Source organism: Mannheimia sp. (assembly GCF_056854775.1).
Map to the genome: position 1 here is coordinate 1 of NZ_JBXGGI010000036.1, position 20632 is coordinate 20632.

A 20632-nucleotide genomic window follows, 5' to 3' on the forward strand; every position below is an offset into this window, starting at 1 on the left:
TGATCACACCAAAACCATTGAGGACTCCCGGGCACCGAGACGGGCCGTGATTTTAGCGAATGCTTAATTCATTACAAGGGGTTAAAAAAATCCTCTATTTTGCAATAGAGGATTTTTTATTTTCACCAATTAAATATCTAAGTGTGCATACAACGCATTACTTTCAATGAAATCTCGGCGAGGTTCGACTTCATCACCCATTAGCGTGCTGAACAATTTATCGGCAGCAATGGCATCCGTAATATTCACTTGCAACATTTTACGCGCTACAGGATCCATTGTAGTTTCCCATAATTGCTCAGGGTTCATCTCACCTAATCCTTTATAACGTTGAATGGTTAAACCTTTGCGAGACTCTTTCACTAACCAATCCAAGGCCTCAGCAAAGCTGCTGATTTCTTGACGGCGTTCGCCACGCACTACATAAGCGGAATCTGAGAGTAAATCATTCAATTCGTTGCCTAAGGCGACAATACGAGCGTATTCATTGCTGCTGATAAAGTTGAAATCTAAGCGGTAGGTTGTGTCCATACCGTGAGTAGTCACTACAATTTCTGCCTCGTAAATTTGGCGTTCTTCATTAAAGACTGTGCTTGTACGATAGAAACTGCCACCTACCTCTTTTTCCATTAATTTCGCTACAAATTGCTCGCTCCAAGCGGCCATATTTGCTTCATTTTTTGCAAATTCTACTGAAAGCGGTTTTGAGTAAATTAATTCGTTAAGTAATAATGTTGGGTAACGGCGGCTTAAACGTTCAATCAATTTCTGCACGTTGTTGTACTGAGAAATCAAGTTTTCCAACGCTACACCACTTAATGCTGGGGCATCATTGCTCACATATAAGCCCGCACCTTCAAGAGCGATGTCAATTTCATATTGCGACATTTCATCGTTGTCTTGAATATAACGCTCTTGTTTGCCTTTCTTCACTTTGTAAAGCGGTGGCTGAGCAATATAGATGTAGCCGTTTTCGATCAACTCTGGCATTTGACGATAGAAGAAGGTCAATAAAAGCGTGCGAATATGCGCACCATCCACGTCAGCATCGGTCATAATAATAATTTTGTGATAACGTAATTTTTCAAGATTATAGTCATCACGCCCAATACCTGTGCCTAATGCGGTGATCAAGGTAGCAACTTCTTGTGAAGAAAGCATCTTGTCAAAACGGGCTTTTTCTACGTTTAAGATTTTACCTTTTAACGGCAAAATCGCTTGGTTTTTACGGTCACGCCCTTGTTTTGCTGAGCCACCCGCAGAGTCACCCTCTACCAAGTAAAGCTCAGATAATGCAGGGTCTTTTTCTTGACAATCCGCTAATTTGCCCGGTAAGCCGCCTAAATCTAACGCCCCTTTACGGCGAGTCATTTCACGGGCTTTACGAGCCGCCTCTCTAGCACGAGCCGCATCAATAATTTTGGTCACGATATTTTTCGCATCGTCCGGATTTTCTGCTAAATAATCCGCTAACGCCTCGTTCATTGAGCTTTCCACCGCCCCACCCACTTCTGAAGACACTAATTTATCTTTAGTTTGTGATGAGAATTTTGGATCCGGCACTTTCACCGAAATCACCGCCACCAAGCCTTCACGGGCATCATCACCTGAGGCATCAATATTGGCATCGGCTTTTTTCAACACGCCGCTGTTATCCATATAGTTTTTCAACGCACGGGTTAATGCACCACGGAAACCGGCTAAGTGTGTGCCTCCATCACGCTGTGGAATGTTGTTGGTAAAACAGTACACATTTTCGTTGTAGCTATCGTTCCATTGCAGTGAAATTTCCACCCCAATGCCGTCTTTTTCTGTTGAGAGATAGAATGGCGTGTTATGAATATGGGTTTTGCCTTCGTTTAAATATTCCACATAGGCTTTAATACCGCCTTCATATTTGAAATGCTCTTCCTTGCCATCACGCTCATCAATCAGTTTGATGGAAACACCTGAGTTTAAAAACGATAATTCACGCAAGCGTTTAGATAAGATTTTATATTCAAATTCAGTTTTGTTTTTGAATATCTCTAAACTTGGCCAGAAACGAACACTCGTCCCGGTTTTTTCGGTATTACCGATAACCGTTAATGGTGCATCCGGTTCACCTAAGCTATAAAACTGCTCGTGAACGTGTCCTTCACGGCGAATCGTCAGCTGTAATTTAGAAGAAAGTGCATTTACAACCGACACCCCCACACCGTGCAAACCACCCGATACTTTATAGGAGTTATCGTCAAATTTACCGCCGGCGTGAAGGACGGTCATAATCACTTCTGCCGCAGACACTCCCTCTTCAGGGTGAATACCAACAGGAATACCACGACCATCATCTTGTACAGAAACCGAATTATCGGAGTGAATGGTAACAATAATGTCTTTACAATGTCCGGCTAACGCTTCATCAATGGCATTATCCACAACCTCAAATACCATATGGTGTAAGCCCGTGCCGTCATCGGTGTCGCCGATATACATTCCCGGGCGTTTACGCACGGCATCTAAGCCTCGTAACACCTTAATACTGGAAGAATCATAACTGGTTGGTTGAGTTTGTTCAGACATTGTTATTCCTACTAATTTAAAATCGAAAAAATTGTGCTGATTATAGCAGAAAAATGCGAGAAAGTATCGTAAAACAAGCGGTTAAATTTTATCTGGAATTTGCAAATTCCTAAAGAAATTTAACCGCTTGTGATGATGTGAGGCGATGATTATTCGTCCGATTAGAGAGATTAAAAATAAATCCCCACCAAAATCGCAGCAAACACGCCTAAACCGAAATAATGGTTATTCAAGAATGCTTTAAAACATTCGCTGCGTTCTCGTTTTTTAGTGAGCCAGCATTGATAGATAAACAGTGTTGCACTTAATGCTAATACGATGAAATAACCAATATTATACTCTTGTACAATGCCGACTAAAGTCAATAATATCAAAGTAATAAACTGTAAGAGTGCAATAATTTTATTATCGTATTGGGCAAATAAAATGGCGGTGGATTTCACCCCAATTCGCAAGTCATCATCACGATCCACCATTGCATATTGGGTATCATAAGCAACCGTCCAAGCGAGATTGGCGAAAAACAACAACCAACATTCTAATGGAAGAGCTTCACTTACCGCCCCAAATGCCATCGGGATAGCCCAACCAAACGCCATTCCCAAAACCACTTGCGGCAAATGAGTAAAGCGTTTCATAAAGGGATAAACCACCGCCAAAAACACTGCAACAAACGAAAGCAAAAAGGCGTAACGGTTGAGCAACAAATCCAGCCCAAATGCCATTAGTAACAAAATCGCAAAAATGATTTTCGCCTCAGTCGTCGAAACTCGCCCTGTAGCGAGCGGGCGTTGCGAAGTACGTTTGACGTGTCCGTCAATCTCTCTATCTGCATAATCATTAATCACACAACCTGCCGCACGCATTACTATTACACCAAGTGTAAAAATCAGCAAAATAGAAAGTGGCGGCATTCCGTCAGATGCCACAAATAACGCCCATAACGTTGGGTGAAGCAATAATAGTGTGCCGATAGGCTTATCGAACCGCATTAATTGAGCATATGCAATCCATTTTTGTTTAGAGAAAAAACTGCCTTTATTCATTACAAATTTTAACGATAACGTCTGATTGACTTAAATGATTTTGTAATTCTAACGGCAAATCAGTATCTGTAAACAAATAATTTACTTCTTTCACATTCCCCAAACGAACCATCGCATTACGGCTGAATTTTGAGTGGTCAGTAACCAATAGAACCTGTCTGGAGCATTCCATTAATGCTCTTTTTACCTGTACTTCGTGATAATCATAATCCAGCATTGAGCCGTCTAAATCTACCGCACTAATACCTAAAATACCGAAATCTAAACGGAATTGATTGATAAAACGTACCGTTTCTTCGCCAATTAATCCACCATCGCTTCGTAAATTCCCCCCTGCAACGGTAATTTGGCAATCCGGATTTTTCATTAAAATATGTGCTGCATTCAGATTATTCGTTACTACTTTTAAATTTTTATGTGAAAGTAGTGCCAATGCAACAGCTTCTGATGTTGTACCAATATCTAAAAATACAGATGCCCCGTTCGGAATAAGCTTTGCCACTTGTTGAGCAATCGCATTCTTCTCTTGAGAGAAAAATTGCTTACGGTGCGTATAATCACTGTTTTCGGTGTTAGAGGGGGCAGCTGCTCCACCGTGATGGCGGCGAATGAGATTATTTTCTGCCATCTCATTTAAATCACGACGAATTGTTTGTGGACTTACATTCATTTGAACCACTAGCTCTTCCGTGCTGACATACCCCAGCTGATTAACGAGCTCAATAATTCTTTTATGTCTATTTGCCTGCTTCATATTATTTCCTTTGCAAAAAACGATCAGAAAAAGACCGCTTGCAAGCGGTCTTTTTTGCGTTAAATTTTACAATTTATCAACGAGCTCGACAGCATAGCCGATATAGGTTGCCGGTGTCATCTCTTTTAAGCGGGCTTTCTCATTTTCAGGAATGTCCAACTTCTCAATGAACTCACGCATTGCCGTTTCATCAACACGTTTACCACGCGTTAATTCTTTCAGCTTCTCGTACGGTTTTTCAATGCCATAACGACGCATTACCGTTTGAATTGGCTCAGCTAGCACTTCCCAGTTTTGGTTGAGTTCATCACGCAAGTGCTGCTCGTTTACTTCTAATTTGCTGATGCCTTTTAAAGTTGAAGCGTAAGCAATTAACGCATAGCCTAAACCTACACCTAAATTACGCAGTACCGTTGAATCGGTTAAATCACGCTGCCAGCGAGAGATTGGGAGTTTTTGTCCTAAATGTGCCATTACCGCATTCGCTAAACCTAAATTACCTTCTGAGTTCTCAAAGTCAATCGGATTCACTTTGTGCGGCATTGTGCTTGAGCCAATTTCACCTGCAACTGTACGTTGTTTGAAGTGATTTAACGCAATGTACCCCCACATATCACGGTCGAAATCAATAATGATAGTGTTAAAACGTGCCACACAATCAAAGAATTCAGCGATATAGTCGTGCGGTTCAATTTGCGTAGTGTACGGGTTCCAAGTAACACCTAAAGATTCCACAAATTCTTGGCTGAAAGTGTGCCAATCAATTTCAGGATAAGCCGATAAATGAGCATTGTAGTTACCTACCGCACCGTTGATTTTGCCTAAGATTTCTAAATTTTCTAATTGTTTATATTGACGTTGTAAACGATAAGCCACGTTTGCCATCTCTTTACCAATAGTCGTTGGGCTTGCCGGCTGACCGTGCGTGCGGGAAAGCAACGGAATATGTTGATAACGCTTGGCTAAATCAACGATGGCATCAATTAATTTTTTCCATTCCGGCAATAACACCTCTTCACGAGCCGTTTTAAGCATTAAAGCGTGTGAAGTATTATTGATATCTTCCGAAGTGCAAGCAAAATGAATAAATTCATTTACCGCTTGTAACTCAGGTAAGGCTTCACATTTTTCTTTTAGGAAATACTCCACCGCTTTTACATCGTGGTTAGTTGTGCGTTCGATAGTTTTGATTCGATTTGCATCTTCTAACGAAAAATTTGCCACAATCTGGTTTAAGTAATCGTTTGCTTTTTCTGAAAAAGCAGGAACTTCCTTGATTTGTGCGTGAGATGCCAATTTCTGTAACCAGCGAACCTCAACCTCTACACGGAATTTTAATAAACCAAATTCACTGAAAATTGGGCGAAGGCTAGACACTTTGTCTTGATAACGCCCATCAATTGGGGATAACGCGGTTAAAGCAGTAAGTTCCATTGTTTAGTGTTCTCCAAAATAATAAATGTTCGGTTAAATTTGACGATAAAGCTGTTGAGCTTGGTTAAAAATCTTCTTGCGTGAAAATAAAAATTGCCAGCGACTCCCCCCCACCTGTTGCCATAAAATCGCAGCACGAATACCGGCAAGCAAGGAGGCTCGAATTTTGTGTTGAATATCAGGGCGAACCAAGTAATCTTGCATTCCCATCACGTGAATTTTCGTGCCTAACGGGCTGATAATATCACTGTAAATTGCGGCTAAATTAGCAATCATCTGTTCGGCTAAAACATCATCTTCATATAACGGCAATTGGCGTTCAATTTGTTGTAAACGCTGGGCTAGTTGTTGTTTGGCTTCAGGTTTTTTATCTAATTTTTGGCTAAGAGCAATCAGGCTTATCCAATAACGCCCGACTTCAGTATCTAGCTTACCATTGCCGCCACCTGTTTGAGATAATGCCGTTTCCAACCCCATTTTGAGATGAGAAAGGTCATCGCCAAATACACTTAGCGTAGTTTCAGGCTGAGTAACTAATAAGCTACGCATAGATTGCCTAAACGCATCTCTATCTGCCGTGCCTTTATGTGCAAATTGCTGCACTAAATGCGCCGCTTGGCATACGCCTGCATACGCAATAGTAATATCGTGATAATCTGCCATTTTTATAAAGTCAGTCTCTATTTAAAAATTAGTGGTGAATATAGCATTTTTTAGCTTTCTTTTGAATGGTAAAAGGCATTTATCGAAAGAAAAAGATAAATGCTTTTGACCTTAACTTAATTCAACAACTTTCCATTATCCATTCGATAAATCACATCAAATTTATCCAATCCACTTTGTCTGTGGGTAATCATCAGTAATGTTCTTTCTGCACAGTGAGTTAGAATGAGATTTAAGATCTGCTGTTCGGTTTCACGATCTAGCCCTTCGGTTGGTTCATCTAGTAGAACTAACTCAGCTGAACTTAGTAATAAACGAGCAAGCCCTAAGCGACGTTGTTCTCCCCCTGAAAGCGGTCTGCCTCCTTCGCCGAGCCAAAGTTTTAACCCTTCAGTTTCAAGTAAGTAGCCTAAGCCGACTTTTTGCACGACGTCAATCATTTGCTCATCGGTGGCTGTTACGTTTCCCATTAATAAATTATCACGCAACGTTTGGCTGAAAATATGCACACGCTGGCTTAAGGTAACTAATTTTGAACGCAAAATATTTTCCGAGAAATCTTCAATTTTGCAATTATTGAGCCAAATTTGACCGCTTGTTGGGTCATAATTGCGGTTTAATAATTGAAAAATAGTAGATTTTCCGCTTCCTGTTTTACCTAAAATCGCAACTTTTTGCCCTTTTAGCACTTCAAAAGAGAGATTATTTAATACTTGCTGCTCGCCATTCAAATACGCAAAATTAACATTTTCAAAGCGTACAAGCGGTTGATTTTTCACTAAATTTTGCCATTGTGCCGTGCCATTAAATTGAACACTTGGTTGCTGCTCAGTAATTTCATTAATGCGTTCTGCGGCAGTAATCACTTGCCCTAAATGTAAAAATGCGATGCCGATTGGGGTAAGAATTTCAGCTGATGCCATTACACAGAAAACCACCAATGCAATTAAGGCTTCAGGGTATTTCGCTGTTGGCACATTAATTGCAGTAGAAGCCAAGTAGATCACAACACAAGTCAAAATACCGTTTGAAAGCATTAACAAGCTATTCGATAACCCCGAAAGTCGGCTCTCCTTGCTTTGTGCATTGAGCCATTGGCGTTCGGTTTGTTGCAATTTTTCACCGGCTTGGTTTAAATTGCCGAATAATAAAAATTCTGCATTCAACTGCACCCATTCAATAAATTGGCTACGGTAGTTAGCTCGATTTTGGATAGCATCTCGTCCTAATTTCAACCCTAAGTGATAAAACACTGTTGGAATAACAATGAGCAAAGCCAGTAGCGTGCCACAAATAATCAGCATTAATGGTACGGAAACAAATGACAAGCCAATTGCCATAAACAGGATAATCATTACCGCACTCACAAAGGGTGAGACAAGGTTGAGATAAAGCGTATCAAGCGTATCTACATCTGCAACCAATCGGTTCAACAATTCGCTATTTCTGAAACGGTTTAAACCGCTTGGGCTCATTGGAATCAGCTTTTTAAATACACTCACACGTAATTTTGCCAACACACGGAAGGTTGCATCGTGCGTAACCAGCTTTTCAAAATAGCGTGAAGCCGTACGGAAAATAGCTAAACCTCTTACCCCACCGGCAGGGTAAAAGAAATTAAAAATAATCGCATTAGCCGCTAAAAAAGAAGCCGCTAAAAACCAACCTGATAGACTTAATAAACCAATACTTGCCGCTAAACCTAAAATTGCCAGTACAATACCTAATAACAAACGCCCAAAATGGGTTTGATAGAGAGAAAAGAATGGGAATAATGATTTCATTAGATTTCTCCCTGATGAACTAATTCATTACGCAATAATTCGGCAAAAAAGCCTGTATGTTCTAATTCACTAAAGCTACCTTTCTGGATAATCTGCCCTTGTTTCATTACCCAAATTTCATCGCATTGGGTTAAATCTTCTACTCGGTGGGTAATCATCAAGGTCGTTTGCTCTCGGCTTAAATGGTGTAATGCTTCCAACACTTGCTGCTCGGAGTCCATATCTAAGCTTGCCGTTGGTTCATCAAGTAGCAATAATTCATATGGGCGTAACAAGGCTCTGGCAATCGCAATACGTTGGGCTTGCCCACCTGAAATACCGATATTACTATCTTGCACTTGATGTTCCAACCCTAAACGGGATACAAACTCGTCCGCTTTTGATAAACGTAGAGCTCTGGCGATTTCGGCTTCTGTAGCCGCTGCGTTACCCAATAAAATATTCTCTTTTAAGCTGCCTCGCATTAATTGTGGATTCTGCCCTACCCACGCTAATTTCGACCGCCATTCGGTTAAATTCAGTTCACTCAATTCCGCACCATTAATTTTAACCGATCCTTCATAAGGCAAGAAACCAAGCAACATATTCATCAACGAACTCTTACCTGCCCCACTTTGTCCGACTAACGCAATATGTTGATGTGGATTTATTTTGAAATTCAGTGGCTGTGTTAAGGCTTTGCCTTGAGGTGAGAGAATTACACATTCTTGAGCTTCAATCACAAGCGGTCGATTTTCTATTGATTTTTGCACATTATTCGATTGCGTTTTTACCTCCTCTTTTAGGAAGGTTTCAATGCTATCTGCCGCACCGATTGCTGCTGCTTTATCGTGATAGAACACACCCAATTCACGCATAGGTTGATAAAATTCAGGGGCTAACATTAAGCAGAAAAAGCCAATGAATAAGCTAACGCCTGTGCCGTAATAGCCGAAATCCAGCTCACCTAAAAAGATAAAGCCGAAATAAACCGCCATTACCGCAATGGATACAGAGGTAAAAAACTCCAACACTGCAGAGGATAAAAATGCCATTTTTAACACGTCCATCGTGCTGGTGCGAAAATCTTCAGTACTTTGGTAAATTTGCTCAGTTTGTTTTTCCGCTTGCCCAAATAAACGAATGGTTTCCAAGCCTTTCAATTTATCTAAAAATTGACCACTTATACGAGAAAGAATGCCGATGTTGCGTTGATTTGCCTCAACGGCTTTCATACCTGCCAAAATCATAAATAGCGGTAATAACGGCATAGTGGCAAACAGAATTACACCAGCCGCCCAGTTGATTGGGAAGACAAAACAGAGGATCACAAGCGGTATAATTAACGATAAAAATTGCTGTGGTAAATAACGAGCATAGAAATTGTGCAAATTTTCTACTTGTTCCAACATTAAGGTAGCCCAACTACCTGCCGGTTTTTGTTGTAGGCTCATTGGTCCAACCGCTTCCATCTTCGCTAAAATTTGCTTGCGAAGATGCAAACGTAATGTCTGCCCGGCTTTAAACCCCACACGCTCACGCAGAAAAATCAATAATGCTCTGCCAGCAAAACAGCCGAATAATAAAACAATTTCGCTTATAAAAATGTTGGGAGACTGTTTTTCTACAATCATTTTTTGTAGCATTGTTGCCAATAGCCACATCTGCCCAATCATAAATAAACTACTGAATATCCCTAACAGTACGTTTAAGTGCATATATTTTTTAATGACTTTTTGCTGACTTTTAAGCCATTTCTGCAATTCACGTTGGCGTTGTTTTTCCATAATGTGTAAATTTTTTTATTTTTTCGACCGCTTATAGATAAAGTTGCCATTCTACTATAAAGCCAAAAGGTTGTTAATGCTCTGATTAACAACCTTTTGAATTAGAACAGTTTATCAAACTGGAAGCGGTACATTAAATCGACCGCTTGATTTACGTTCGAAACCCATTGCAAATAGAGTCTTGGGGTTAAGTTATATCGCAATGTCAGTTCAGTTAAAGGAGCAAATACACCGACACCATATTTCACACGGAAACGAGGCGAGAGACTGGCACTCACTTCTACTTTGGTATTATCCCCAATGCCGGCGGTGCTTACGCTGAGATCTTTTAAGCCAAAGGCACTGCCAACATCACCGACTAATTTGCTACTTTTGGATAAACTCATACTGAGCAAGGCAGCCGCTACTGCATTGCTTGAGCCTGCATCGCCGCTACTTTCAAGTGATCTCCCTGTTAAAATATAGGAAAGGACTTCGTTTTGCGACATTGCCGGATCTGAGAATACTTTCACATTTGGTGCATCCGCCAAGCCTGTTACCCGTACCCCTGCGGTAATGGTTGGATCTTCCATTGCATCCGGGTTTCTCACTGCTTCAATATCTAAGTATGGTTGTGAAGGTGAGCCGGCAAAACTGATATTTCCTTTGCGGATCAATAAATCTTGTCCATAAGCTGCAAAACGTCCTTCGTCTAAGCGAACTTGTCCGTAAAGCCCTAAGCCTTGCTTACCGCGACGCACCGAGAGTAATCCGTTTAAATGACTATTCAAACCGTATGCCTTGAGCTTAACATCATTACCAATGTTAATTTTAATATCCGCATTAATTGCCATTCCACCTGCAGTTTGAGTTGGAATAGTGCGTTGATTAAATGGCACTTTGTTTCTTGCAGAGCCGTCCATAATCACTTCATCGCCACTTACGCTAACGGCTTGTTCCGGCAATTGTTCTACTTCAATTCTTGCCCACGGTACATCAATATTACCACTTAATGTTAAAAGTGTCGGGGTTGCCACAACTTGAATATCGGGGCTGATTTCCACTCTTGCTAAGCTCGGAATATCCACTCTGAAGCGATTTGCTTGAGCGTGAACTCTGGTTCTCCAGGCATTAATATTTCGCCAATCTGCGTCGCCTTCCAAGCGTAGCTCACTCTCTTTTGTTTGTAGCCTCCCGTTTAATGTAGAGGTTGCTCCGTGAAAGTTCATCGCTAAATTACCATCTGTTACATCAAACGGCATCGTAACAGAACGTGCTTTTAAGCCTGTTAAATTCAAGTTTCCGTGTAGCAACGGTGAGGTTGCTTTACCACTTACCGTTAAGCGAGCATTAATTCTGCCATCAACAAAATCGCCTCGCTCAAGCAGCGGGTGAATGAGCTTTAAGGTTAATTGGTCAATATTGATATTACCTGATAAGCTTCTCGCATTAGTTAAATCTTGCATCACAATGTCAGTTGTCAGAGTGCCGTTATTTTCAACTCTTAAATTCGATTTAAGGGCTAAATTGTTATCTGACATTTTCAGATTAATTTTTAATGGCGAAACCGTAAGCGGAAAAGTTTTTCCGCCTTCCATTTTCTGCACAAATTTAATGGAATTGGAAGTGAGATCTAAATTAACCTGTGGCGGTTTATTTTTAAACCACGCAGCATCACCTTTGGCGTTTACAATACCTGAAATTTGGCTGGTATTATCAAGATAATCTTGCAACACCGCTAAGTTAAAATTACGAATATCGAAAGGTACTTTGCCCTCTTGCCCTGCATTAAATGCCGTTGGGAAACAGAGGTGAATTTTCGGGTTTTGCCAGCAGTGAGCAGACACATTAGCATTAATCGCTTTATTGTCATATTTCACATTCACTGCTTTATCCGTTTGGAATCTGCCAAACTCGGTAGATTGAATAGCAACTTGGCTCAACTGCCCTTCCCAAATCTGTTGCAAGCGGTCAAATTTTCCGGAAATTTGCAAATCGCCTCCAACCGGATTACCTTTTGAAGTTAATTTCAAGCTATGGTTTGCTTCATTCCCTTTTGCCAATAAGGTAGCACTTTCTACTTTAATGTCATTATAGGCAAATTGGCGTAGCCCTAATTCTACATCGCCTTGAATGGTCTGCTCAGTGGTAATTTTGCCCTTTGCGGTTAAATGTTGAAGTTTGAATTGTTCATAGCTCACATTGGAAGCAGCTAAATCTAAATCCACATTTGGCTCGGCAATTTTGCCAGATAATTTCACATTGCCATTCACACTTGCTTTTAAATTTGGCACTAAACCTTGTAAATTCGGGGCTTTGATATCTGCATAAAAATCTGATTTTTCGCCTAAAAGCCCCTTCAGATCAATTTTGTTTTCGCCATAAACCAGCGATAAACCCGGCACATCTAAAAGTTGCTGATTATTGGCATTTAAATTCCCTGTTAATTGTAGATTCTTCTGGTGTAGTGAGCCTTTAATATCAATATTTGAAACATCTGCCTTCCAATCTGAGCCTATGTTACCACGCCCTGCATAACCTTGAGTAGAAAGAGAACCTGATAATACCGCTGCCCAATCCGGTACTAAAGCTTTAGTATTAATATTGTTTAGCTTAAGATTAGAATTCCACTCGATCCCTTCCGTCCAATCAATTAAGCCCGTAAGTTGAGCATTACCTTCTAACGCATTTAACAATAAATCGTGGATAATAAAATGCGTTAATTCACCATTACCTTTTAAATCAGCGGAACTTGGCGGAATTCCCATACCTTTGGCACTCACTTTTACTGCCAAATTGTAAGCAAGTGGATTACCATTCAGATGAATGTCAATATTCTCTAAAACCAGCGTATCATCACCTTTTTGCGGTGCAAAAGGATACTTCACTGATTCACTTTTAAGCATCAGATCAAAAGGTGTTTTAGGCGTTGCAAGCTCAATATGCCCCTCTAAAGCTGCCTTAATAGCTCCATCTGTTTGTAAATTCAGCACGGTTTTATCATACAACTCGCCTGAAAGCATTGCCTTGATATGACTAAATGGCAATTTCACTTTAGCCTCTTTTGCCTCAATGCCTTCTAGCTGCCAATTTAATGGATAATTCTCTTTAAGTGAAAGTGTACCCGTTGCGGTGAGATCGCCTTGATCGCTCTTAAAATCCAAGCTTTGCAAGGTTACCAGCTGATCTTTCGCTTGTGCTTGAAGCTGTAAAGAATTGACATTGATGAGTGAAATCGGCTCAACCAAGTTGCCTTTTCCATCTTGTGCTTTTTGAGCAACCGAAACATTGGCAATATCAATCTGTTCAATGGTTAAATCTAACGGTAACGAGAGACGGATATTTTTATTTAAGATCGGTTGTTCTAACTGAGCTTTAATCGCCGCCCAATCCACTTTATTATGCGGCTGTTGTTCAGCTTCTGCGGTGGTTTTACCTTGTAATTGATGGAATTCTTCAACTACTTTTTCGCCGGTTTTTTCCACCGCTTCTTGAACAACTTGATCCATTGCTTCTTGTGCATTAGCCGGGTTTCTGGTTACTGTAACTTTTGCATTTTCTGCGTCAGAATCGACCGCTTGTGTATCTAGTGCTTCCTCCACTTTTAAAGCTAATAGCAACTTTAAGCCATCTAAGGTGGTAGGCTTGATAATAACCTCACGCCCTTTGCCGGAAATTGAGGTATTGAAGTGATTAAGATGAATATCCATATCATCAACGCTGACATCAATATTCTCTAGGGTGATATTTTTCGCTGAAATACCGAGCGGTAAATTTAGCTCAGTGAAAGGCGAGTTTTCTTCTTTTTCTTGAGAAGGCGGAAGTTGAGTGGTATCAATAACAACTTTGGTATCCTGCACGTTAAAATTGTTTAGACAAACTTCATATTTAATTAAGCAATTAAAATCAATGTGTAAGTCTGCTTGACCTATTTGTACATTAACGCCATCAGTAATAAATTGAGTATCAGAAAGTTGCAAACCGTCTTGAATGCTACCTTCAACTTTTCCGATCTGCAACGGTTCAACGAATTGATCAACCCACTGAACAGTTTTACGCTGCCCAAAGCCTGTGCATAAAAATAAAATAAGAGCCAAGAGCAGAATTAAAAAAATATAAATACTCCATTTCAAGAAACGCCATTTTGAGCTAGGTTTCTTTTTAGGCATTTCTTGTTGTGCTTGCATTTCTTGGCTATCTATTATTTGTTGTTCATTCATCATTTTGAATACTTACTGAGTAATAAAATCATCATTGGTAAAATTTTAGTAAAATCGCACCGCTTGTATTAAATATCCGAGCCTAAGCCAACATAAATTTGGAAACCGCGTTTATTATCAGGCGATTTTACAGGCATACCCACATCAAATTTAATTGCTCCTATAGGTGAAGCCCAGCGAACACCTAAACCTGTCCCCTGATGCAACTGTTTTGTCTCAAATTTATTCGCAGCTAAGCCCACATCATAAAACACCGCTCCCCACCAGTTTGGGTAAACTTGGTATTGGTATTCGAACGTACCTGTAGCTAAATGTGAACCGCCTACACGTTTCCCATTTGCCGGATCTCTCGGTGAAATATCTTTATAACCAAAACCACGCACACTCATATCGCCCCCCGCAAAAAAGCGTAAGGCAGGCGGAATACGTTCAAATTGGTTTGCTTTCAAATAGCCTAACTCCGCCCTTAAGTAGAAGCGATGATTATCTGCATAAGTTCTCACAAACGACGTAGAAGCTTTATAGCTATAAAAATTCACATCTGAGCCAAATATTTTGTTTCCCCAATTTACGGTAAGTTTTTGGCTATCTCCCCATAATGGATAAGGCTTGCCATCAGTACGAGTACGGTTTAATGAGGCAGTTGGGTATACGAGCAAAGTTTTAAAACGATCGTTGGCTTGCGTAAAAGAATCATAACGGACTTTTACCCCTGCAGAGAACGACCAACCAGTGGTATGTGTCCAATAACGCTGTAAACCTAAAGTCGCTGCCGTTGATTTAGTATCCTTCTGATCTTCATTTTCAACCGTACCCGATATCTGATAGTAGTAATGAAGCGGATCTTCTTTTAGCGGAATATTGTAACCAAATTCAAATCTCTGCTCAGGGGCGGAAATATAAGTTCGAGTATCGATACTATGCCCTCTTTTATTTCGCCACGGTTTTTTCCAGTTAAATTGTAGGCGAGGTCCCACTTCCGTTTCATAACCGATACCAATTTCAAGCTCATTTTTCTTTTTCGGTTGGAGTAGCACATTTAAATCTACCGTCTTATCTTGTTCATTGAGATGTGGCTCAACCATTACCGATGAAAACCAGTTACTGGATAAATAATCTTGGGTTAAGTTGGAAAGATCATTGGCAAAGTAATGATCGCCCGAATTAATTTTCAGAATATTGCGTAAATATTCCTCTTTAATTTGGCTATCTACAAAATTAATTTGTCCATAGCGATAGCGAATGCCACTATCATAGCCTAAACGCCAATCAGCTTTATGATCGGTTGGGTAAACTTCTAAACGGTGATAAAGCCAATGCCCGTCAAAATAACCTTTGCTGAATGCATTGCTTTCAATATCGCTCTTAAAGTTTTCATAGGTTTTATGATTTAAACGAGAACCTTGCTTCGGGGCTTTTTTAGTGATAGCTACAAAATCTTCATCATTTTTTGCCTCGCCTTGTAGCACAATATCGGTCTCATCAATTTTGACAGTTTCTTTATCCAGCTCAACATTCAGCACCAATAAAGGCTTTTTACCACTGTTAGGCAGTTGCACAAATTGATATTTGCTATTGTAATAACCCAACGCACGCAGAGCTTTATCCACCGTTGTTTGGACTAAATATTGATGGCGTTCTGAACCATCCGCATATTCATCGGCAATTTGATTTAAATACAAATCGACATTTTTCTTTGCTTCTTTATCGTGAATACCTTTAACGTCTAAATCCACTAAAGCTTCCACTTTTTCTTCATCATTTGGATCATCTGTGAGTGTATCTTCCAATTCACCAATTCTTTCTTGATCAACATCGGTAATTCTATCTTGTTGATTGTTCTGTTCCTGATTTGCTTTAGCCATTGAAGCAAAAGCAATTAAACAGCAGAATGTTAAAAAATGCAGTTTTGTATTCATTGATAACCTTTATTATTTTGGAATACCGCGTAACAGCGGCACACTTTCATAAGGTGGTACAGACGTTAATGCAGGTTCTTGCTCAAATAGTATAATGAACGGTTTTTCCGGTACCACTTTTTCATTTCGCCACAATGCCCCAACCCCGATTAATTCAATATCTTTCGGTAATTGTGCTAAATGTTGTTTAAGTACGCTAATCGTATTCTTACGAGGGTGTCCAATGACAACGGCTACGCCGTTTTTGCGAGCGTACTGAACGGCTTGCGAGAATTGTTTCTGTACATCAGAAAGCAGATCGCTATCGTCTAAAAAAATATCTCTCTCTAGTGCATTTACCCCAAATTGGCGAGCAGTGTTAGCCGCGACACTACTACCAATAGTTTTACTATCTAAAAAGAAGAGTGAATGCTCTTTCAACACCTTCATTAAATGTTGCATTGTGGCTGGATCTGAGGTTGCCCCACTACCCATATGGTTATTTAAACCAATCGCATAAGGTACTTGACTACGTGAATGCTCAATAAGTTTCCGAATTTTTTCTTCGCTATCACCAATTTTAACGCTATTTGCTTCAATCAATTGTTTGGATTTCGGCTGCATTGGTAAATGAATTAAAATATCACGCTTTTGAGCATAAGCCTCTTTCGCTCTTTCTGCCGCATAAGGAGCATCAGGAATAATTGCCACGCTCACTTCTTTAGGTAGCGACAAAATTTCCCGATCTTCTTTTACTCGATAACCGACATCATCAATCACAATGGCAATTTGGGCGGCTTGCGTAAGCGGTGAAAAAAACATAAAAATTTGCAAAACCAGCACAATTTGCAAAAAAATCGTAAAATTTAACCGCTTGTAAATCTGCTTTAGCATCTATTTCACCAAATTTAACGGATTGACAGGTGTGCCTTTTCGAGTTACACCAAAATAGAGTGCCGGACGAGTCTGTCCACCGGTATTCCCGACTTTGGCAATTACTTGCCCGCCTGTTACTCGGCTGCCTTTGTTTACCAAAATAGACTGATTATAGCCATAAAGTGAAATATCGCCATTACCGTGATCAATCGCCACCATATTGCCATAGCCGGCAAGCCATTGTGCCATAATTACTCTGCCGCTTGCCATTGCTTTTACCGACGTACCTGCTGCTGCTCCAATTACCACACCGTGCCAATTATTGCCAAATTTGGTGATGATATTGCCCGAAACAGGCATCGTATATTTGCCTGCTTTAATTGGTGCACTACTCACGTTATCTGAACTTTTAGATGATTTTGCCTGTTGTTGCTCACGCTTTTGAGCTTGTTCAGACTCTTTTTGAGCTTTATCCAATTGTTGTTTTAACGCTTGTTCATTACTGCGTAAATTCTCCAAGCGACTTTGGTCTTGCTCAAGCGTTTTATCAATAGAACGCAAGGTACTCTCACGCTGGATTTGAACTTTCTTTAAATCTTTTTCTTGTTTTTTATGTTCGTTTAATTGCGATTGATGATCTTTAAGCTGAGCTTTCAACTCATCCCGTCTGGTTTTCAAATCTGCTTGGGTCTTACGAATTTCGACAATTGAATCAATACGGATATTATTCATATGCTCATAATAAGTCGCCATTCTTTCTGCATTTTTTGCATCTTCCGACAACAGACGCTCTAGCACAGACGGATTCACACCCGAACGGTAGGCAGAATCCAGCTGTTCTTTTAACTTCTCTTTTTGTTGTTTTTCTTGTTTTTCAAGACGGATGATCTCAAGCTCGGTAGCTTTAATGGTTTGACGAATTTCACCCAACGACATTTCGGTTTTTTGCAATTTATCCAACACTTTTCCCATTTCAATTTCTTGAGTTTTTAAAGTGGATTGCAATGCTATGCGTTTTTGTTTCTGCTCGTTGATTTTAGAGGTTTGCTGCTGAATCTTCTGCTGAATCTGATTTAAGTTATTCGCCCACGACGAAGGCACGGAAAAGCTTAACGCCCCACCTAAAATTAAAACCCAATAATAAAAATTTCGTTGTTTCACAAGCATACCTTTATCTACAAAAACATCATTAAGCCTATATTCTAATCGGTTATTTGCTCAAGATCAGCTTTTTAGTGAAAGAATTTAACTATCTATTTAAAAACGGCAAGAATTTTGCTATAAATACCGCAGTTTCAAATCCATTATTTAACTCAAAACAAGGAGTCATTATGAAATTAGTCTTTATCCGTCACGGTTTTAGTGAATGGAATGCTAAAAATTTATTTACAGGCTGGCGTGATGTAAATTTAACAGAACGCGGCATTGAAGAAGCAAAATCTGCAGGTCAAAAATTAAAAGCTGCCGGCTTTGAATTTGACATCGCGTTCACGTCTGTTTTAACCCGTGCAATCAAAACCTGTAACATCGTGTTAGAAGAATCTAACCAATTATGGGTTCCACAAATCAAAAACTGGCGTTTAAACGAACGTCATTACGGTGCATTACAAGGTTTAGATAAAAAAGAAACTGCGGAAAAATACGGTGATGAGCAAGTTCATATCTGGCGTCGTTCTTACGACATCTCTCCACCGGATTTAGACCCACAAGATCCAAATTCTGCTCATAACGACCGCCGTTATGCAAACTTACCGAAAGATTTAATTCCAAACGCAGAAAACCTAAAAATTACCCTTGAGCGTGTATTACCATTCTGGGAAGACCAAATTGCTCCGGCGTTAATTTCAGGTAAAACCGTATTAGTTACTGCACACGGAAACTCTCTTCGTGCGTTAGCGAAACATATCGAAGGCATTTCTGATGCAGACATTATGGATTTAGAAATCCCAACCGGTCAGCCGTTAGTGTACGAATTAGACGACAACTTAAAAGTGATCAGCAAACGTTACTTATAATTTGTAAAGTTTTGATGAAAAATAACCGCTTGTAGTGATACAAGCGGTTATTTTTTGAGGATGCTTTGCAAATTAGAAATCTAATAATTCTTTCTCTTTTGCTGCCAATACTTCATCTACTTTTTTGATATAAGTATCAGTGATTTTTTGAATATCTTCTTCAGCTTTATGTTGCTCATTTTCGCTGATTTCTTTATCTTTTAACAACGCTTTGATTTGATCGTTTGCATCACGGCGTACGTTGCGAATAGCAACTTTGCCTTGCTCGCCTTCAGATTTCACGATTTTAATTAAATCACGGCGACGTTCTTCTGTTAATGGTGGAAGAGGAACGCGAATCGTTGTGCCGGCTGACGATGGGTTTAAGCCTAAATCTGAGGTTAAAATCGCTTTTTCTACCGCAGAAATTAATGATTTATCAAATACGTTTACCGCTAATGTGCGAGCATCTTCTGCTACTACGTTAGCTACTTGGCGTAGAGGTGTTGCAGAACCGTAGTATTCAACTTGAATACCGTCTAATAAAGAAGGTTGAGCACGACCGGTACGAATTTTTGCAATATGACCTTTTAAAGCCTCAAGGCTTTTTTCCATACGATCTTGTGTATCTTTTTTGATTTCATTAATCATTGATTGTTTATCCTTTTACTTAAAACAGAGTTAAAAATAGAGAAAGTTATTAAGAAATAGTTGTGCCTTCTTCTGTGCCAAATACCACTTTGCGTAATGCACCTGGTTTACCCATATTAAATACACGAATCGGCATTCCGTGATCGCGTGCAAGGGTAAATGCAGCTAAATCCATTACTTGTAATTCTTGATCGATTACTTCAGCATAGGTTAATTGATTGAAAAGTTTAGCATCTGCGAATTTTGCTGGGTCTTTATCGTAAACACCATCTACTTTTGTTGCTTTTAATACGACATCAGCTTCAATTTCAATACCACGCAAGCAAGCGGCAGAATCGGTGGTGAAGAACGGACTGCCTGTACCGGCTGAGAAGATTACTACACGTTTTTCACGTAACATTTTGATGGCTTCAGACCAATTGTAAGTATCACAAATCCCGTTTAATTGGAATGCAGACATTAATTTTGCATTCACTTCGGCACGGTGTAGAGCATCACGCATCGCTAAGCCGTTCATCACGGTTGCCAGCATCCCCATATGGTCGCCCACCACACGGTTCATTCCAGCTTTAGCTAATTTTGCTCCACGGAATAAGTTACCACCACCAAGTACAACGCCAACTTCAACGCCTTCTTCAAGCAACTCTTTAATTTCTAGTGCCATACGATCTAAAATAGACGGATCGATACCAAAGCCCTCGTTGCCTTGTAAGGCTTCACCACTTAATTTGAGAAGGATTCGCTTGTAAATAGGTTTGCTCATTTTATTTGCCTCTTAACTGTATGGACTAAACACAAAATTACGCTATTATAGAACAATCCACTTCAACGATAAACCGAAAAATTTTAACAACAATGAGAAAAAACAAATTTTTAGCATTATTTATTGCACTTTCACTGGCTGTTCTTGCAAGTTATTTGATGCTGATTGGCTCGGGCTTTTTTCCGACTCCCACTATCTTTGAAATACTATTTGGGGTATTTCTGATTATTATCTTATCCAGT

At 39.9% G+C, this 20632-nt stretch carries 14 protein-coding genes; 1 reads left to right on the forward strand and 13 read right to left on the reverse strand.

Features of this window, described 5'->3' with window-relative positions:
- Positions 1-129: 129 nt before the first annotated feature.
- The 11 genes from gyrB to ACJHV0_RS03140 all read right to left on the reverse strand — a co-directional run bounded on the left by gyrB (position 130) and on the right by ACJHV0_RS03140 (position 18149).
- The gene (gene gyrB / locus ACJHV0_RS03090; protein WP_483133352.1) at positions 130-2562 is read right to left on the reverse strand and encodes a DNA topoisomerase (ATP-hydrolyzing) subunit B; all 2433 of its coding nucleotides are present in this window, start codon (positions 2560-2562) and stop codon (positions 130-132) included.
- Between the two features lie 170 nt (positions 2563-2732).
- The gene (gene ubiA, locus ACJHV0_RS03095) at positions 2733-3608 is read right to left on the reverse strand and encodes a 4-hydroxybenzoate octaprenyltransferase (protein ID WP_025235843.1); all 876 of its coding nucleotides are present in this window, start codon (positions 3606-3608) and stop codon (positions 2733-2735) included.
- Positions 3601-4362, reverse strand: coding sequence for a DeoR/GlpR family transcriptional regulator (locus ACJHV0_RS03100; RefSeq protein ID WP_334236477.1), 762 nt, complete (start codon positions 4360-4362; stop codon positions 3601-3603). The genes ubiA and ACJHV0_RS03100 overlap by 8 nt, the downstream gene beginning before the upstream one ends.
- Positions 4363-4428: 66 nt before the next feature.
- On the reverse strand, positions 4429-5796 hold the full coding sequence (gene purB / locus ACJHV0_RS03105) for an adenylosuccinate lyase (protein WP_483133353.1): 1368 nt from the start codon (positions 5794-5796) through the stop codon (positions 4429-4431).
- A gap of 33 nt (positions 5797-5829) precedes the next feature.
- A complete protein-coding gene (gene hflD, locus ACJHV0_RS03110; RefSeq protein WP_483133354.1) occupies positions 5830-6459 on the reverse strand; it encodes a high frequency lysogenization protein HflD in 630 nt (209 codons plus the stop codon).
- A 116-nt stretch (positions 6460-6575) separates the two neighbouring features.
- Positions 6576-8243, reverse strand: a complete 1668-nt coding sequence (gene cydC / locus ACJHV0_RS03115) for a heme ABC transporter ATP-binding protein/permease CydC (protein WP_483133355.1) — start codon at positions 8241-8243, stop codon at positions 6576-6578.
- On the reverse strand, positions 8243-10009 hold the full coding sequence (gene cydD / locus ACJHV0_RS03120) for a heme ABC transporter permease/ATP-binding protein CydD (RefSeq protein WP_483133356.1): 1767 nt from the start codon (positions 10007-10009) through the stop codon (positions 8243-8245). Before cydD ends, cydC begins: the two co-directional genes overlap by 1 nt.
- A 101-nt stretch (positions 10010-10110) precedes the next feature.
- Positions 10111-14208, reverse strand: a complete 4098-nt coding sequence (tamB, locus tag ACJHV0_RS03125) for an autotransporter assembly complex protein TamB (RefSeq protein WP_483133360.1) — start codon at positions 14206-14208, stop codon at positions 10111-10113.
- Positions 14209-14276: 68 nt separating this feature from the next.
- Positions 14277-16127 (reverse strand): autotransporter assembly complex protein TamA, encoded by a 1851-nt coding sequence (gene tamA / locus ACJHV0_RS03130; RefSeq protein ID WP_483133357.1) that lies wholly within the window; start codon positions 16125-16127, stop codon positions 14277-14279.
- 12 nt (positions 16128-16139) lie between these two features.
- Positions 16140-17000 (reverse strand): divergent polysaccharide deacetylase family protein, encoded by an 861-nt coding sequence (locus ACJHV0_RS03135; RefSeq protein WP_483133358.1) that lies wholly within the window; start codon positions 16998-17000, stop codon positions 16140-16142.
- A complete protein-coding gene (locus tag ACJHV0_RS03140; RefSeq protein ID WP_483133359.1) occupies positions 17001-18149 on the reverse strand; it encodes a peptidoglycan DD-metalloendopeptidase family protein in 1149 nt (382 codons plus the stop codon).
- Positions 18150-18313: 164 nt separating this feature from the next.
- On the opposite strand from ACJHV0_RS03140, the gene ACJHV0_RS03145 reads away from it, so the two are divergent.
- Positions 18314-18997 carry a 2,3-diphosphoglycerate-dependent phosphoglycerate mutase gene (locus tag ACJHV0_RS03145; RefSeq protein WP_283386003.1) on the forward strand — a complete coding sequence of 228 codons (684 nt, stop codon included), beginning with the start codon at positions 18314-18316 and terminating at the stop codon, positions 18995-18997.
- Positions 18998-19069: 72 nt separating this feature from the next.
- Here ACJHV0_RS03145 and frr read toward each other — a convergent pair whose 3' ends face one another.
- Positions 19070-19627, reverse strand: a complete 558-nt coding sequence (gene frr, locus ACJHV0_RS03150; protein ID WP_334254672.1) for a ribosome recycling factor — start codon at positions 19625-19627, stop codon at positions 19070-19072.
- Positions 19628-19676: 49 nt separating this feature from the next.
- The gene (gene pyrH / locus ACJHV0_RS03155; protein ID WP_025235829.1) at positions 19677-20390 is read right to left on the reverse strand and encodes a UMP kinase; all 714 of its coding nucleotides are present in this window, start codon (positions 20388-20390) and stop codon (positions 19677-19679) included.
- Positions 20391-20632: the final 242 nt, after the last annotated feature.

Bases quoted from the DNA above. Each gene is read 5' to 3' on its own strand.
- tamA (WP_483133357.1), bottom strand. From the start codon at position 16,127: ATGAATACAAAACTGCATTTTTTAACATTCTGCTGTTTAATTGCTTTT.
- frr (WP_334254672.1), bottom strand. From the start codon at position 19,627: ATGATTAATGAAATCAAAAAAGATACACAAGATCGTATGGAAAAAAGC.
- ACJHV0_RS03140 (WP_483133359.1), bottom strand. From the start codon at position 18,149: ATGCTTGTGAAACAACGAAATTTTTATTATTGGGTTTTAATTTTAGGT.
- purB (WP_483133353.1), bottom strand. From the start codon at position 5,796: ATGGAACTTACTGCTTTAACCGCGTTATCCCCAATTGATGGGCGTTAT.
- cydD (WP_483133356.1), bottom strand. From the start codon at position 10,009: ATGGAAAAACAACGCCAACGTGAATTGCAGAAATGGCTTAAAAGTCAG.
- ACJHV0_RS03135 (WP_483133358.1), bottom strand. From the start codon at position 17,000: ATGCTAAAGCAGATTTACAAGCGGTTAAATTTTACGATTTTTTTGCAA.
- tamB (WP_483133360.1), bottom strand. From the start codon at position 14,208: ATGAATGAACAACAAATAATAGATAGCCAAGAAATGCAAGCACAACAA.
- gyrB (WP_483133352.1), bottom strand. From the start codon at position 2,562: ATGTCTGAACAAACTCAACCAACCAGTTATGATTCTTCCAGTATTAAG.
- ACJHV0_RS03145 (WP_283386003.1), top strand. From the start codon at position 18,314: ATGAAATTAGTCTTTATCCGTCACGGTTTTAGTGAATGGAATGCTAAA.
- ACJHV0_RS03100 (WP_334236477.1), bottom strand. From the start codon at position 4,362: ATGAAGCAGGCAAATAGACATAAAAGAATTATTGAGCTCGTTAATCAG.
- pyrH (WP_025235829.1), bottom strand. From the start codon at position 20,390: ATGAGCAAACCTATTTACAAGCGAATCCTTCTCAAATTAAGTGGTGAA.
- hflD (WP_483133354.1), bottom strand. From the start codon at position 6,459: ATGGCAGATTATCACGATATTACTATTGCGTATGCAGGCGTATGCCAA.
- ubiA (WP_025235843.1), bottom strand. From the start codon at position 3,608: ATGAATAAAGGCAGTTTTTTCTCTAAACAAAAATGGATTGCATATGCT.
- cydC (WP_483133355.1), bottom strand. From the start codon at position 8,243: ATGAAATCATTATTCCCATTCTTTTCTCTCTATCAAACCCATTTTGGG.